The organism is Desulfopila aestuarii DSM 18488, assembly GCF_900143695.1.
Taxonomy (GTDB): domain Bacteria; phylum Desulfobacterota; class Desulfobulbia; order Desulfobulbales; family Desulfocapsaceae; genus Desulfopila; species Desulfopila aestuarii.
In genome coordinates this window covers 52,769-67,140 of record NZ_FRFE01000015.1, presented here as the reverse complement: position 1 = coordinate 67,140, position 14,372 = coordinate 52,769, and the positions used below count along the sequence as shown (strand labels likewise).

The following is a 14,372-nucleotide window of genomic DNA, read 5'->3' as shown; positions in this document are numbered from 1 at the left end:
AAAGCTGACTTTTCACGAGATCATCATCGCTGAATATCCCAGTCGATGGTTCTGGCCTGCAGGGTGCTGCGCAGCATCGTCCAGGAAATTATATCGCGGCCCAGCACATGTCTGCCGTAGCGGTGCAGGATGTTCAAGGCTTCGTAGAGTTGTTGTTCGGGGATCTCTAAACGATACAGATCTTTGAGCGGCATATCCTGAGCGGCTTGCAACATCATGATGGTGTGTCCGGAAAGTCTGATGCCGGATCTGTTGTTTGTTGATACGCAGGAGTTGCAGACCAATCCCCCATAAACTGTGCTGAAGCCGAAAACTTTTCGCGTATCAGCAGGGTTTCCGCAGTGAAAGCACGAACTCAATTCCGGCCGGTAGCCGATATAATCATGGAAGCGAAGCAGAAAGAGCATCACCACCTGGAGGTGGGGCATTTCTCTATCGAGATGGTGAAAGGCCCAAAGTAGAAGGGCATAGGATCGTTCGTCAGCTTCACCCTCGCGGGTGGCGAGCAGGGTGAATTCCCTGATCACGGAAGCTGCCGTATAGCGTTGAATATCTTTTCTGAGCCGGATAAAGCCCGCGTGCAGTTCCGCTTCCTCTAAAAGTGCCATGCTGTTGGGGTTGCGCTGGCGCAAGGTAACATGCAGGAAACTATAGAGTTCGAGCTTGTTGACAAAGCGGCGTAAGCTCTTTCTGGCCCCCTTGGCGATGGCAGTTGATCTTCCGCCATCTCTGCAGAAAATGGTCAGGATCAGGTCCGACTCACCGTGTTCCCTCGTGTCCAGGATGATGCCATCTGTTTCACGGATGGTCGGATTCATTGCAACCTGTACGGCTAGACGAGACCGGGCAGGATCGGTACAAACTGTGGGGCGGAGAAGTCGGGCGTTGCCAGAGCTAGACTGAGATTACCATGAACTCTAAAAAGGGCTCCCTGATCCTTGGAGGGGGAACCGGCGGGTAGGGGAGTGTTTTCCTCTTTTGGTGCTGGCGAAATGGTCTCTGTTTGCTCAGTTTGAAAACTGCGCAATTGCTCGCTCAGGTAGGTGGCAGGATTGATGTTGAAATACCAGCAGAGACCTCCTGCAAGAATGATAAGCATCAATATGATATACCCTAGAGTAGACAGGGGCGAAACGGCTGATGGCTCGGCCATATTGCTGACCTGCTGGGCGGCCTTGTGTCCCGGCGGGTTATGGGCCATGGTGCCGCCCCGCTTCGGGATGACGCCTCTTTCTATCCGGTAGCGGGCGACAATCTCTTCGGGGTCGAGCAGGAGTTTTCTGGCATAGATGGTGTAAAAACCCCTGCTGAAAGCGTCTGCCGGCAAGGCTGCAAAATCGTCAGATTCCATGGCTTTCAGGTTGGATGTCGATATTCTGGTTTCTTCGACAACCTGCTCGAATTCGAGACCACGGGCAATCCGGGTCCGTTTTAGAAACTGGCCGAGAGATTCCTCTTCGCGGCCATGTTTATCATTGGTCATGAGTATGATCCTGGCTGTGTTACAGCTGAGGGATTGGTTAAAGCTTCTGGATGTAGGCCTGGTCCTTCAGTTCTTTGACCCACTGGGCGTACGCCTTCTTCATTTCCTGGTCAAACAGTTCCTGTTTGATCTTGTCTTTGACCTCCTCAAAGGGGGCCTTGGCAACGATATTGCTTGGTCCTGCCACTTCTCCACCTGAAAGCAGCTTGAAGAACTGGTAGCCTTCAGGGGTCTCGATGATTTCACTGATTTCTCCGGCCTGAAGACCGGCAACGGCATGACGCATGTTGGCTGCCATGTCATCGAGTTCAAAGGTGCCGATATCTCCGCCGTCAGCTCTGGATGGAAGATCGGAGAACTTTCTGGCGACTGCTTTGAAATCTTCACCCGCCTTGACCAGGTTGTGGGCTTTTTGTATGCGATCTCGTGCTTCGTTCTTATTGGAGCCCTGAAAGCTGCAACCGATCTGCAGCAAATAATAGCCATCTTCACTGGTGGTGCTACTCGGAGCAGCCGCATGGGAGACGTAGTGGGTGTCGTAGTAATCAAGAACCATATCGTCGGTGATGACTATTTTTGAAGAGATGTCCGAACCGACCAGTTTATTCTGGAGGATCTGAGTTCTTAAGGTCTCTTTGTAAATGGCCTCATCTACGCCGGCCTCGTCAAGTTTAGCCAGGAGCTGTTCACGGGTCATATGGGTTCGCTGCATGACATTTGCAAAAGCTGCATCGACCTCGGCATCGGTAACGGTGATTTTTTGGGCGGCAGCTTTCTGAGTGATCAACTGTTTATCGATCATCGTCTCAAGAATTTCAGCTCTCGCGGCGGCGAGAGCGGGAGCGAGTTGATCGGAAGGTGCCTTGGCGGCTATTTTTCTAAAGGTGGGCTCCCCCTCTCTTTCCAGGTCAGACAGGGTGATGACGTCGTCATTGACCACGGCTACAATCTTGTCGACCATTTCGGCATGAACCGGATGACTGAGGGAAAGAGCTGAGAAGAAAAGGGTAATAGCGAAAAAAAGTCCTGCTGTGGTGGGTCGTACTCGTCTTGAAATACACATAGTCAGCGTCCTAAAGCATGGTGTTGCAAAAAACGGGGCAGCGGCAGTGCAACTCGCCCCTGGACCGGCAAAAAACGAACCGGTGGCCGGTGGAGGCCGGCGTAATCGTTGATAGCGACTGGATTTTCAGCCGACATATACTATAGTTCAGATGTCAGGCCTCTGTATTGCAGGTCCGTACAGTTGAAACCAGCCGGGACTTCAGTGTACCGGTTGACATTCCAGCCATATCGAATATTCTGCCGTGAGAGTATAGCATATGAGAACTCATTTTGAAATCTCCGCAGGAGTACATACATGAAAAAACTCTCTCTGTCCTGTTTAGCCGGGGCGGTTCTTTTGATCGTGTCAGTCAGTCTCAGTCTCGCCGTTTCTGTTCATGCGTCTGCCCGGATGCCCGAATTTGTGCTGAAAAACGTAGTGGACGGCGCGGAGGTGGATAGTCGCAGCTTTTCCGGCAAAGTGCTGCTGGTCTCCTTTTTTGCGACGTGGTGTCCACCTTGCATTGAAGAGATTCCAACCTTTATTGAACTGCAGACCAGTTATGCAGATGAAGGTTTCTCGGTTGTCGCTCTCTCGGTAGACCAGGGTGGTCCTGAGGCTGTGGCAACTTTGGTTGGTAAGAAGAAAATTAATTATCCCGTATTGATGGCTGATGAAGAGACCATGGAGAAATTCGGTGGTGTCTATGGGATACCTGTTTCCTTCCTGGTCAACATGGAAGGGAATGTGGTGAAGAAATATCCTGGATATGTTCCGAAATCCATCCTGCAGAAGGACATTCAGAGTATGCTGAACTAACGAACCTGACCTGTCAGGGCAGGAGCAATTTATATTATTTTTTGCAGATTGTTCTTCTTTGTCGATAGTGTCGCTTGCTGGTTACGTTTGTGTGCGAGATATTGATACTGTTGGGTAGCGTATGCCTCAGGCTGTGATCATTATTGACAATATTTTGCCTATCGTGTATATTAGAAATTAACGAAATAGTATACTACGCTGTGGGTATTTGTAGCTTCCAGCCGGAGTTGATCCGGAAAAATCAGACACAACATAGGAGAAAAATCATGAAAAAGGGAATTATTGCTTTCGCGCTGGCAATGGCTATGGCTCTTTGCACCGCTGGCGCGGGTTTTGCTGCCAAAGTGACCTGCACCGTCGATTCTGTAGACGGTGACAAAGTTATCATGACCTGTGAAAAGGCAGACAAGATGAAAGCTGGAGATAAGGTAAAAGTCACCTTGCCTTCAAAAGGTGCCGCTGTAGAGGGTTGCTAATGCCATGAACCGGTGTGCTTTTGGCATTTCCGGAAACGCATGTGCGTAGGTTGCATGAGAAGAGATAGCGCCAATCGGTTCGCCTCTGTGTTTGGCTGAGGTGTCGTGATCGTCGAGAAATCCTCGGGGATTGCTGTGGCCATAACGTAATTGACAGAGTATCTCTTTTTCATTATCCTGCTGGGTCGGTTGATTGTTGAATCAACCGACCTTTTTTTTTTGGGGGGAGGCGGAGCTGTATGACTTTGGCAATTGTTTGCTTTTCTTACCAACTGCTGGGATACATTCTGCCCAGTTTTACCCAGGCACACTAATAGGCCCTGTGGCCGTAATGGTTATTTCATGGATATTCGTACTCTCCCGGAAGCTGAACGGGAAATATACAACCGACTGCGGAGTCGCCATCAACTGTATTTTGAACCGCTAAAACTCGGAGATGACACCGTAAGGCTCCTGAAAATTGCCGATCTTGAAGAGTTTCTGGACGGAAAGGATCCTTTTGCCGATGTCTCTGAATTTCCCTTCTGGGTCAAGTTATGGGAATCGGCTGTGGCACTGGCCTCGCTACTCCATGATCTCCCCCACGGTAACGGCCGGCGTCTCCTGGAACTGGGGGCAGGTCTCGGCGCGCCCGGACTTGGGGCCGCATTCAACGGCTATGACGTGACCATCACCGATTACGAGGATATCATCCTCGACTTTCAGCGGGTGAGTATTGCTGCCTCGGGTCTTTCCGGACTGGTTCGGTGCGAGATGCTCGATTGGTTAAATCCACCGGAGATGGAACCCTTTGATGTTCTTACGGGTGCGGAAATTCTTTTCAGGGAAGAATTTTTCCAACCGCTTCTGAATATTTTCCTCTCTTTTTTAAAGCCGGACGGGGTGATTTTACTGGCCCATGATTCCGGTCGGCAGAGTCTGCCCAAATTTCTCGAACTGGCCAGGGAACATTTTGTGATCGACGGTAAGGTACGGAGATTCCGTAAAGAACACAAGGATGTGACCATCATCATCAACCGACTGCGAAGAAAATAGTAACGTTCGCAACAAGGTAAGGATTACACCAAAGAGATGATGCTATACCCCGTAAATCTGCAGATTGCCGGTAAACTGTGTCTGGTTATTGGTGGCGGCAAGGTTGGTCTGCGCAAGATCCGTACGTTGCTTTCCTGTGGGGCCAGGGTGATGGTGATCAGCCCTGAGGTGGTTGAAGGCATCGCGCTTTTGGTAACCAAAGGGGAAATCGAGCTGCAGCAACGAGGGTATCGCGAGGGCGATCTGGCTGGTGCGTTTTTGGCCTTTGCCGTGACCAACAATCGCCGAATCCAGGATCAGGTCGCAACCGAAGCTCGGAAGAACGGGGTGTTTCTCAATATCGCCGATGAACCGACTCGCTGCGATTTCCAAGTACCGGCCCAGGTTCGTCGAGGGGAATTGTTACTCACGGTTTCCACTGGCGGAGCCAGTCCGGCCCTTGCCAAATTGATCCGGGAACAGCTTGAAGAACAGTTCGACGGTGAATATGGTAAAGTCATTTCACTCTTTGCTCGGATACGGGATGTTATTGTCGATCGTCCCGGTAATTCAGAGGTCAACAGGGTAATGTTTCAGCGCTTGTTGCAGGCTGGTCTGGTTGACCTTGTTCGCGGCAGCAAATGGGAGCTGGTCGCTGCGCTTCTTCGCAGCGAGTTGCCGGAAGGTATTGACGTCGATGCCTTGATTGGAGCAGTATCGAGTTAAGAAGCAGATGGTACCCAGAAGTTACAGGGTGCAGCAGTCCACAACGAGCTGGAGCACTCTTTATTCAATGATTCATTTGGGAAGATGCCACATATCGTAGGGACCACAGGGTAAAGGGTCGTTTGTATGATGAATGAGATGAGTTATCTGTTCTTTCTGGCGGTACTGGGGACTACCTTGCTCTCCTGTATTCTGTATGTGGTGTTTTTTGTCAGTCAGAATGCTAAGGTGCGGGTAGTGGCCAGAGGTGTGCTGCTGCTTTCCGGTGTCCTGCAGACCCTGTATATCGGCTCGCGCTATTTGATTGCTGGTTACACTCCCATCACGAGTCAGCATGAAGCGGTGGTCTTCTTTGCCTGGGCTGCCACCTGGGCGTATCTCTCTTTTCGCTGGCGCTATACGGTGAAAAATTTTGGTACTTTTGTGGCAATGCTCATCATGTTGCTTTTGCTTGCCGCCTCATTTGCCTCACGCGATATTCTACCATTGAAACCGGTGTTGCAGAGCTGGTGGTTGCCTGTGCACGCCGGGGTCTCGCTTTTTGCCTATGCCTTTTTTTCGCTGGCTTTCTGCGGTGGTCTTATGTACCTGCTCCAGGAACGGGAATTAAAAAGGAAAAAGTTCGGTTATTTCTTTAGCAGGTTGCCATCTCTTGACGCATTAGATCAACTCAACAGTCATTGCCTTGCCGCCGGTTTTGCCTTTCTTACCTTGGGGATCGTTACCGGTTCGCTTTGGACGAGGCAGGCCTGGGGAACCTACTGGCAGTGGCATCCGAAAGAGATATGGTCGATGATCACCTGGTTTGTCTACCTGCTGCAGATCCATCAGCGTTTTACCGCCGGCTGGCGGGGTAAGCGGGCGGCAGTTATGGCTATTGCCGGTTTTGCCATTGTGATATTTACCCTCTGGGGTGTCATGTATCCACTCGGAGGTGTGCAGTCGTATGGGCAGTGACAGCTTTATTCTGCTGGGAGTAAACCATAAGACGACTCCGGTTGAAATCCGCGAAAAGATTGCGCTTTCCGGTGGATATGAGGAGCCGCTTCAGCGTTTGAAAACTATTTCCGGCTGTCGTGAATGTTTCCTTCTTTCCACCTGCAACCGGGTGGAATTGCTGGTGGTGGGCGAACCCGGTCCGGCTATGGAAGAGCAGTTGATACGATTTCTTTTTGGTGAAACCGCAGTTGCAGATGACTGTCGGGGATACATCTATATCTATTCCGGTATTGATGCGGTGAGTCACCTCTTTACCGTCGCGGCAAGCCTTGATTCGCTCATTGTTGGTGAAGCCCAGATTCTCGGTCAGATAAAAGAGGCCTATCGTTACGCCTCATCGTTGCATTGCACCGGGCCACTTTTGAACCGATTGCTGCATAAAACGTTTTCGGTTGCAAAAAGGATCAGGACCGAAACAGGTATTGGTTCTTCCGCTGTCTCTATCAGCTCCGCAGCGGTTGAGCTGGCGAGAAAGATCTTTGGTGATCTACGGGATAAACGGGTACTTCTGGTCGGGGCCGGTGAGATGGCTGAGCTTGCCGCCCAGCATCTGGTTGGGCAGGGAGCCCTTTCGGTAACCGTCGCCAACCGGACCCTGTCCCGGGCGGTGGACCTGGCTAAACGATTTGACGGCCATGCCGTCTCATTTGAAGAGCTGGTTCCCCAGTTGGAACATGCCGATATCATTATCAGCTCCACCGGTGCACCCAACATTATCCTGGAAAAGGACCAGGTTAAACCGGTTATGCGTACCCGTCGCAACAAGCCTCTGTTCTTTATCGATATCGCTGTGCCTCGCGATCTTGATCCCGGCCTCAACGATCTCGAAAACGTCTACCTCTATGATATCGATGACCTGAGTCAGGTGGTGGAGATGAACCGTTCCGAGCGTGACAGAGAGGCAAAAAAAGCGGAACGGATCGTTGAGGAAGAGACTATCAAGTTCCAGCGCTGGCAGGAGGGGATGGCACTCACGCCAACCATTCTGGAACTGCGTGGCAAGGCCGATGAAATCTGTCGGCAGGAACTGGAGAAGACTCTGGGGCGTATGGCCAATCTCACCGCCGGAGAACGGCAGTCGTTTGAGAAAATGGCGGCGGCGATTACTGCGAAAATCCTCCATGATCCTCTGCAGTATCTCAAAGACGACAGTTGTGGAGGTCGTGACAACACCCAGATCAAGGTCGAAACGGTTCGTAATGTCTTTGGTCTCAACAAGAACGAAAGGCAATGAAGCGGGAGACGGAACATATTGACAATGAGTGGTTTGTCGTCCGTCATTCTGGTGAATTGCCGGAGGTCGCGCTCCACTCTTCACTCTATTATCTCACTGAGGCTGAAGATGGTCCCAAGTTGACTTTGGCCGAACATCACTTGCGTGAACTGCAGGCAGCGGCTATGGAGCGCTATCGTGATATTATCCTGCGCGATCTCCTGCCGGAGAACCGCAATACCTCAATGTATCGTGGGGTGAAGCGTGCTATTATCAATTACCAGCGTTACCAGCGTTTTTGCTTGAGGCAGGCGTTGGAGGTGTCGGACGGTTTTATCGACGAGGTAGCTGAAGCGTTCTCCTCCCTGTTGGCGGTTGAGGTGGCGGATGCGAAAGCCAGTGCCTACGAGACGGCGTTGAACTGCAGCTTGAATGAATTACAATCTTTCGCCATGGAGATAGGACTGGCTGTTAATGAACTGCCGAAAGAGCTGGCCGGGATCTGTCCTGTCCCTGATCCCTCAGGTGAGATTGCCATCGTCTGACAGTTCCTTGGGCGCCGGGTATTTTATAGCATTTTTGACAAGTTTCTTTCGGGCGGCGGAGATGGGGTCAATATCGAATGCTGCCGCCACTGTCGATAGATAGATCATGATATCGCCAATCTCCTCTTCGATGTGGGAGCGTGTCTCCTTTGTGACATTTCGGCTTTCTTCCTGTGTCATCCACTGGAAAATCTCTGTAAGCTCAGCGGCTTCTACACTCAGCGCCATGACCAGGTTTTTGGGGCTGTGATACTGCTTCCAGTTACGCCTGGCAATAAATTCCTTGATTTCGGTCTGTAATTGTTTCATGTGAAAGGTGCTCTTTGTCGTGGTATTTGTTACTCGCTTCTGGTATGTCTTTTACGCAACGGCGTAAAGAACTGGCCGGCGTAACCTGCATTCATTCACTCTTCTTTTTTCGATTCTGATCCTATGAAACGTCTTTATCGGTTTGTCCTTTGTACATGTGCCATTGTGTTACTGCTGCAGGCAGGGGTGAGTCCCCTTCATGCCCAGGAAAACGACCAGGTAGACCAGAAACGCAATCGGTTGATCGGGTACATGATCAGCAGGCAGCTTCCGTCTCTCCATTTCAGCGATAAGGTGATGGATGACACCTTGGCTGAGGCAGCCTTTACCCTCTATATCAAACAACTGGATTATCAGAAACGTTTTCTGTTAAAAAAAGATGTCGAGCAATTGACCTCCTTTGCCCTCTACATTGATGACAATCTCAAGCGCGGCAGCATTTCACTGCCCGATGCCGGGTATACCATCATCAATGAGCGTATTGCCCAGGTAGAGAAAATGGTCGGCGAGATCCTGGCCAGCCCTATTGATCCACACACCAAGGGAACCCTTGAGACAGATCCCGATAAGCTCGATTATGTTGCTGATCTCGGTAAGCTGAAAGAGCGTTGGCGGAAGATTCTGCAGATCCAGTTGAACAACCGTTTCCTTGAGCTGCAGGAAGACCAGAAGAAGGACAAAACGAATAAAAGTGATGAGGAGCTTTGGAAAGAAACCTATGAAAAGGTAGCCAAGAGTAATCAAAACTTTTTTCATCGGCTCCATCAGGAGACCCTTCAGGATCATTACGACCGTTTTTTCAACGCTGTCACCCGGGCCTTTGACCCCCATACCAACTATATCCCACCTGCAGACAAGGAGCAGTTTGATATCAGCATGCGCGGCAGCCTTGAGGGTATTGGTGCACTTTTGCGGGAGGATGACGGATTGATCAGGGTCGTGAGGATTATTCCCGGCAGTGCCTCGGCCAAACAGGGCCGGTTGGAGGCGGAAGATGTTATCCTGCAGGTGGCAGAAGGTCCGGCTGAGCCGGTGGATGTCAGCGATATGCGATTGCGGGAAGCTGTCCGCCTGATTCGTGGTCCCAAAGGGTCAGAGGTGCGCTTGACGGTCAGAAAAGCTGATGGTGCTAAAGAGGTAATTCCTATCATCCGTGATGTGGTGGAGATTGAAGAAACCTTTGTGAAAAGCCAGGTGCTGGATGCAGGAGACGGAACCCGAATCGGCTATATCCTCATTCCCAGCTTTTACAGGGATTTTGAAAAAAATGGCCAGGACGGCGGGCGCAGTTCAAGCGAAGATACCCGGGTGGAGCTGGAAAAACTGCTGAAGCAAGGTGTGAAGGGGATCATTCTTGATCTTCGTAACAACGGCGGCGGCGCGCTGGTCGATGCAGTGGAAATTACAGGTCTGTTCATCGATAATGGTCCGGTTGTTACTGTTAAGAACAGTAACGGTGCGGAGCGGATTCTTCGTGATGAGAGCTACGGTGTGGACTATGACGGCCCACTGGTAGTGCTGGTCAATAAATTCTCTGCCTCTGCTTCCGAGATTGTCGCTGGCGCCTTGCAGGATTACGGGCGAGCGGTGATTATCGGTGATGAACATACCCACGGAAAGGGAACGGTTCAGACAATTATCGACCTCAATGAGAATATTCCCCTGCTACAATTGAAGAAGTATGAAGATCTCGGGGCGCTGAAGGTGATGATTCAGAAATTCTACCGGGTTACCGGTGGTTCCACGCAGTACAAAGGAGTCGAACCGGATATCGTGCTGCCGAGCCTGTTCAAGCATATCGAGTCGGGCGAGCGGTATCTCGAGTATTCGCTGCCATGGGATTCCATTGCCTCAGTCGACTACACCCCGTACCGCAAACACCCGAATATTGAAAAACTGAAGAAAAAGAGCCTCGCCAGGGTCAAGAATAACAAGGCATTCCAGATGATCACCGAGGAGTCCGAAAAAGCAGTCAAGCGTAGCAAAGACACCCTGGTATCGATGGATATCGACGACATGCGGGCCAAGTTGGAAGAGGCGCGCAAGGCCAGACAGCATATCGGCGCCTACTATAAAAAATTCCGCGAAGATGAAGGTAGTGACGAGGATTTTGAGGTCGATACAGCCACCCCGGAAGAGAAAAAGAAGGAGTGGGTTGAAGAGGTCAAAGAAGATCCATATGTCCTGGAAGCATCGCAGGTCGTACGCGATATTTTAACTCCTTAAGGATGGTTGTCTTTTCTTGGGGTAGGCTCGGAACAAGACGTTTTTGCGAGACTTTTCACAGGAAAAATACTCTTGAAAAAGCGTATGAAAGATGCTAGAAGTGCGCTTTTGTGAATGGTCATTCAGTGGGACAATTGCGCCTGCTAGGCGGCGGCCATACGTACGGAAGTTGGATTATGAGAGGCCTTGATTAGATGGATCTTGCTGAAGCATTTCGCAATTATCGCGAAACAATTGTAGGTAAATGGGTCGATTACACCCTGTCGACATATACTTCCTCGGATTTTTTCAAACGAGAAAAAGATCAGTTTGCTAACCCGATCGGTGCAAGTGTCCGAGAGGCACTTGATAGCCTTTTTGTCATGATGTCCAAAGGAACAGATCCTGTGGAATTTAAAGGACCGGTCGAGAAAATTATTAAAATTCGCGCTGTCCAGGAGTTTACTCCAGCCCAGGCAGTTGCCCCCCTAAATGCGGTCAAACATATCACCAGGGAAGTTCTTGCCGCAGACAAGGAGAGGGCTGTATTTGTGAAGGACCTTTACGACTTCGAGTTTAATGTCGACCTTGCCGTTCTTGCGGCATTCGATATCTACATGGAGTCGCGTGAACGTTTATACAAAGTACGGATTGCCGAGATCAAATCCGGCAGCCATATCCTTACGGACAGTAAGTGTCCCTCCAAATTATTAAACGAAGAATCACAAGAATTTTTAAAAAGCGTATAAGGTAATTAACTGGTCTCTGCTTGAAAAATAGCTCGGTTTTTCAGGAGGATTCCAAAACAAGTTCAATTGAAGCGAGGTAAGAAATGAAGTATGCCTTATCATTTCTGGCGGTCATTGCGTTAGTATTGATTGCCTGGCTGGGGTCCCAGATACCTGGAATGCCGTACATCTTTGGTGTCGCCTTCCCTTATCTGGCCATCGCGGTCTTCCTGGGTGGTTTTGTCTATCGGGTGGTACAGTGGGCGAAGTCCCCGGTACCGTTCTCGATCCAGACCACCTGCGGACAGGCCAAATCGCTTGATTTCATCAAGCACAACAAGCTCGAGGCACCGCATACGACCGCTCAGGTTGTGGCCCGGATGGCCCTTGAGATCCTGACCTTCCGGTCATTGTTCAGAAACACCCACGCGGAGATGCATCAGGGACCGAAAATCACCTATGAGTCCTCCAAATGGCTCTGGATCTTCGCCCTCATTTTCCACTACTCGTTTCTACTGATCATTCTGCGTCACATGCGGTTGTTCCTGAATCCGGTTCCGTTCTGGGTACAGTGGCTTGAGACCCTTGACGCGCTCTTTCAGGTTGGTGCCCCGACCTGGTATATGAGCGATGTCGGTATCCTGATTGGTGTCGGCTTCCTGTTCGCCCGCCGCCTGACCAACGTCAAGGTTCGCTACATTTCGCTGTTGAACGATTATTTCCCGCTGGTGCTGATCTTTACCATTGCTATTACCGGTATCCTGATGCGGTACTTCCTGCGTACCGATATTGACATCGTCAACATCAAGCAATTGACCGTTGGTCTGGCTGCCCTGCATCCGACTATTGGTTCAGACATTGGTGCCATTTTCTTTATCCATCTCTTTCTTGTGTGCGCACTGCTGGTGTATTTCCCCTACAGCAAATTGATGCATATGGGCGGTGTATTCATGAGTCCGACCCGGAACATGAAAAACAATTCCCGAGAGGTTCGTCACCTTAACCCGTGGAACCCCCGCATCCTGCCGCATTCCTATGCCGGCTATGAGGATGAGTTCCGTGAGTTCATGGTTGATGCCGGCATCCCTGTAGAGAAAGAGTTGCCTCCTCAGAAGGATGAGGAATAACAGACCTTCCAATACTTGCATATAAGGATCAAATAGCGATGTCAGTGCCAAAATTAGAACAACTGTCGAAAAGCGTAGCGCAGGGACCTTCCCTGGCAACAGGAGCTGTGCCGACCCAGGACTGGATGGATATTCCAGCTGTGTTCAAGTCGGGCAACTATGCCTACCCTGCCAAAAAAGATAAAGTTGAATATCTCAACAGCCAGAAAGGGCTGTACTTCCCTAACGCCCGTGAGTGGTCGCCGGAAGATGATGACTGGAAACTGCCGGAAGACTGGAAGAACATTATCTTAAACGGCCTCAAGGAGCGGCTCGATAAATTCCGTTCCCTGAAGATCTTTATGGATTGCTGCGTTCGTTGCGGCGCCTGTGCGGACAAGTGCCACTTCTTCCTTGGTACCGGTGATCCCAAGAATATGCCGGTTCTTCGGGCCGAGTTGCTCCGTTCAGTCTATCGGAACGACTTCACCCTTGGCGGTAAGATTCTCGGCAAAATGGCCGGTGGCCGCGAGATGACCGTCGGTGTCCTCAAAGAGTGGTTCATGTACTCCTACCAGTGCACCGAGTGCCGCCGCTGCTCCGTTTTCTGCCCGTACGGTATCGATACTGCAGAGATCACCATGATGCTGCGCGAGCTGCTGCATCTGGTGGGTGTTGGAATCAACTGGATTCTCGAGCCGGCCTCGAACTCGAACCGCACCGGTAACCACATGGGTCTGCAGCCGCATACCTTTAAGGACAACGTGGAGTTCCTGGTTGACGACGTCGAGAATCTTACCGGTGTCCGTCCTAATATCTCCTTTAACCGTAAGGGCGCGGAGATCCTCTTCATCACTCCTTCCGCCGACGTATTCGCCGAACCCGGTCTCTATACCGCCATGGGCTATATGATCCTCTTTGAGGCGATCGGCTTGGACTATACCTGGTCAACCTACGCTTCCGAGGGTGGCAACTTCGGTCTCTTCACCAACAATGAGACCATGAAGAAGTTAAACGCCAAGATGTATGCCGAAGCCGAACGTCTCGGGGTGAAGTATATCATCGGCGGCGAGTGCGGCCATATGTGGCGTGTACTGCATCAGTACATGGATACCATGAACGGACCCGCCGATTTCCTGGAAGTTCCGGTATCTCCGATCACCGGCACCAAATTCCAGAATGCTGCATCTACTAAAATGGTCCACATCACCGAGTTTACCGCCGACCTCATCAAGCATGGTAAGCTGAAGCTCGACAAGAGCCGCAACAGCCATGTAAAGGCGACCTTCCATGACTCCTGCAACACCTCCCGCGCCATGGGGCTCCTTGACGAGCCGCGTTATGTGCTCGACCATGTCGTTGATAATTGGGTGGAAATGCCGGAGAATACCATCCGCGAGCAGACATTCTGCTGTGGCTCTGGTACCGGTTTGAACACTGATGAGATTATGGAACTCAGGATGCGTTCGGGCTATCCGCGTGCCAATGCCGTGCAGTATGTACGCGACAAGTTCGACGTCAACACCCTGGCTTGCGTCTGCGCCATCGATCGTGCAACCCTGACCTCCCTCAATAACTACTGGACCCCTGAAGTTACCGTTTGCGGCCTGACAGAACTTGTCGGCAACGCAATTGTCCAGGAAAATGAGGGCGAAAACAGGGCAGTGCTCGACGAGGGCCTGCGCACCATGGTGTGATCAATCC

The 14,372-nt window shown here is 50.9% G+C and carries 15 protein-coding genes; 11 read left to right on the top strand and 4 right to left on the bottom strand.

Features of this window, described 5'->3' with window-relative positions:
• Positions 1-23: 23 nt before the first annotated feature.
• The 3 genes from recO to BUF15_RS15005 are packed head-to-tail and all read right to left on the bottom strand — an operon-like array spanning position 24 to position 2,546.
• Positions 24-818 (bottom strand): DNA repair protein RecO, encoded by a 795-nt coding sequence (gene recO, locus BUF15_RS15015; protein WP_073614454.1) that lies wholly within the window; start codon positions 816-818, stop codon positions 24-26.
• Positions 819-832: 14 nt separating this feature from the next.
• A complete protein-coding gene (locus BUF15_RS15010; RefSeq protein WP_073614453.1) occupies positions 833-1,483 on the bottom strand; it encodes a helix-turn-helix domain-containing protein in 651 nt (216 codons plus the stop codon).
• 37 nt (positions 1,484-1,520) lie between these two features.
• On the bottom strand, positions 1,521-2,546 hold the full coding sequence (locus BUF15_RS15005) for a peptidylprolyl isomerase (RefSeq protein WP_073614452.1): 1,026 nt from the start codon (positions 2,544-2,546) through the stop codon (positions 1,521-1,523).
• Positions 2,547-2,843: 297 nt separating this feature from the next.
• Here BUF15_RS15005 and BUF15_RS15000 point away from each other — a divergent pair, with 297 nt between their 5' ends.
• The 7 genes from BUF15_RS15000 to BUF15_RS14970 all read left to right on the top strand — a co-directional run bounded on the left by BUF15_RS15000 (position 2,844) and on the right by BUF15_RS14970 (position 8,320).
• On the top strand, positions 2,844-3,347 hold the full coding sequence (locus tag BUF15_RS15000) for a TlpA disulfide reductase family protein (protein WP_073614451.1): 504 nt from the start codon (positions 2,844-2,846) through the stop codon (positions 3,345-3,347).
• A 266-nt stretch (positions 3,348-3,613) separates the two neighbouring features.
• Positions 3,614-3,823, top strand: coding sequence for a selenite/tellurite reduction operon protein ExtJ (gene extJ, locus BUF15_RS14995; RefSeq protein WP_073614450.1), 210 nt, complete (start codon positions 3,614-3,616; stop codon positions 3,821-3,823).
• A gap of 342 nt (positions 3,824-4,165) precedes the next feature.
• Positions 4,166-4,858 (top strand): class I SAM-dependent methyltransferase, encoded by a 693-nt coding sequence (locus tag BUF15_RS14990; protein WP_073614449.1) that lies wholly within the window; start codon positions 4,166-4,168, stop codon positions 4,856-4,858.
• Between the two features lie 36 nt (positions 4,859-4,894).
• Positions 4,895-5,563, top strand: a complete 669-nt coding sequence (locus BUF15_RS14985) for a precorrin-2 dehydrogenase/sirohydrochlorin ferrochelatase family protein (protein WP_073614448.1) — start codon at positions 4,895-4,897, stop codon at positions 5,561-5,563.
• A 138-nt stretch (positions 5,564-5,701) separates the two neighbouring features.
• Complete coding sequence (ccsB, locus tag BUF15_RS14980; protein WP_073614571.1) at positions 5,702-6,520, top strand: c-type cytochrome biogenesis protein CcsB; 819 nt, start codon at positions 5,702-5,704, stop codon at positions 6,518-6,520.
• A complete protein-coding gene (gene hemA / locus BUF15_RS14975) occupies positions 6,510-7,796 on the top strand; it encodes a glutamyl-tRNA reductase (protein ID WP_073614447.1) in 1,287 nt (428 codons plus the stop codon). The genes ccsB and hemA overlap by 11 nt, the downstream gene beginning before the upstream one ends.
• A complete protein-coding gene (locus BUF15_RS14970; protein WP_073614446.1) occupies positions 7,793-8,320 on the top strand; it encodes a hypothetical protein in 528 nt (175 codons plus the stop codon). Before hemA ends, BUF15_RS14970 begins: the two co-directional genes overlap by 4 nt.
• On the opposite strand, the gene BUF15_RS14965 is transcribed toward BUF15_RS14970, so the two are convergent.
• Positions 8,297-8,629: a nucleotide pyrophosphohydrolase gene (locus BUF15_RS14965; protein ID WP_073614445.1), complete on the bottom strand. Its 333-nt coding sequence runs from the start codon at positions 8,627-8,629 to the stop codon at positions 8,297-8,299. The genes BUF15_RS14970 and BUF15_RS14965 overlap by 24 nt on opposite strands.
• Positions 8,630-8,752: 123 nt before the next feature.
• Here BUF15_RS14965 and BUF15_RS14960 point away from each other — a divergent pair, with 123 nt between their 5' ends.
• The 4 genes from BUF15_RS14960 to dsrK all read left to right on the top strand — a co-directional run bounded on the left by BUF15_RS14960 (position 8,753) and on the right by dsrK (position 14,365).
• Complete coding sequence (locus BUF15_RS14960; RefSeq protein ID WP_073614444.1) at positions 8,753-10,855, top strand: carboxy terminal-processing peptidase; 2,103 nt, start codon at positions 8,753-8,755, stop codon at positions 10,853-10,855.
• A gap of 194 nt (positions 10,856-11,049) precedes the next feature.
• Positions 11,050-11,583 (top strand): RsbRD N-terminal domain-containing protein, encoded by a 534-nt coding sequence (locus tag BUF15_RS14955; RefSeq protein WP_073614443.1) that lies wholly within the window; start codon positions 11,050-11,052, stop codon positions 11,581-11,583.
• A gap of 83 nt (positions 11,584-11,666) precedes the next feature.
• Positions 11,667-12,689: a sulfate reduction electron transfer complex DsrMKJOP subunit DsrM gene (gene dsrM / locus BUF15_RS14950; protein WP_073614442.1), complete on the top strand. Its 1,023-nt coding sequence runs from the start codon at positions 11,667-11,669 to the stop codon at positions 12,687-12,689.
• Between the two features lie 38 nt (positions 12,690-12,727).
• Positions 12,728-14,365, top strand: a complete 1,638-nt coding sequence (gene dsrK, locus BUF15_RS14945; protein WP_073614441.1) for a sulfate reduction electron transfer complex DsrMKJOP subunit DsrK — start codon at positions 12,728-12,730, stop codon at positions 14,363-14,365.
• The last annotated feature ends 7 nt before the right edge of the window (positions 14,366-14,372 follow it).

Coding starts and splice junctions, on each gene's coding strand:
- recO (WP_073614454.1), bottom strand. CDS start 818: ATGAATCCGACCATCCGTGAAACAGATGGCATCATCCTGGACACGAGG.
- BUF15_RS15010 (WP_073614453.1), bottom strand. CDS start 1,483: ATGACCAATGATAAACATGGCCGCGAAGAGGAATCTCTCGGCCAGTTT.
- BUF15_RS15005 (WP_073614452.1), bottom strand. CDS start 2,546: ATGTGTATTTCAAGACGAGTACGACCCACCACAGCAGGACTTTTTTTC.
- BUF15_RS15000 (WP_073614451.1), top strand. CDS start 2,844: ATGAAAAAACTCTCTCTGTCCTGTTTAGCCGGGGCGGTTCTTTTGATC.
- extJ (WP_073614450.1), top strand. CDS start 3,614: ATGAAAAAGGGAATTATTGCTTTCGCGCTGGCAATGGCTATGGCTCTT.
- BUF15_RS14990 (WP_073614449.1), top strand. CDS start 4,166: ATGGATATTCGTACTCTCCCGGAAGCTGAACGGGAAATATACAACCGA.
- BUF15_RS14985 (WP_073614448.1), top strand. CDS start 4,895: ATGATGCTATACCCCGTAAATCTGCAGATTGCCGGTAAACTGTGTCTG.
- ccsB (WP_073614571.1), top strand. CDS start 5,702: ATGAGTTATCTGTTCTTTCTGGCGGTACTGGGGACTACCTTGCTCTCC.
- hemA (WP_073614447.1), top strand. CDS start 6,510: ATGGGCAGTGACAGCTTTATTCTGCTGGGAGTAAACCATAAGACGACT.
- BUF15_RS14970 (WP_073614446.1), top strand. CDS start 7,793: ATGAAGCGGGAGACGGAACATATTGACAATGAGTGGTTTGTCGTCCGT.
- BUF15_RS14965 (WP_073614445.1), bottom strand. CDS start 8,629: ATGAAACAATTACAGACCGAAATCAAGGAATTTATTGCCAGGCGTAAC.
- BUF15_RS14960 (WP_073614444.1), top strand. CDS start 8,753: ATGAAACGTCTTTATCGGTTTGTCCTTTGTACATGTGCCATTGTGTTA.
- BUF15_RS14955 (WP_073614443.1), top strand. CDS start 11,050: ATGGATCTTGCTGAAGCATTTCGCAATTATCGCGAAACAATTGTAGGT.
- dsrM (WP_073614442.1), top strand. CDS start 11,667: ATGAAGTATGCCTTATCATTTCTGGCGGTCATTGCGTTAGTATTGATT.
- dsrK (WP_073614441.1), top strand. CDS start 12,728: ATGTCAGTGCCAAAATTAGAACAACTGTCGAAAAGCGTAGCGCAGGGA.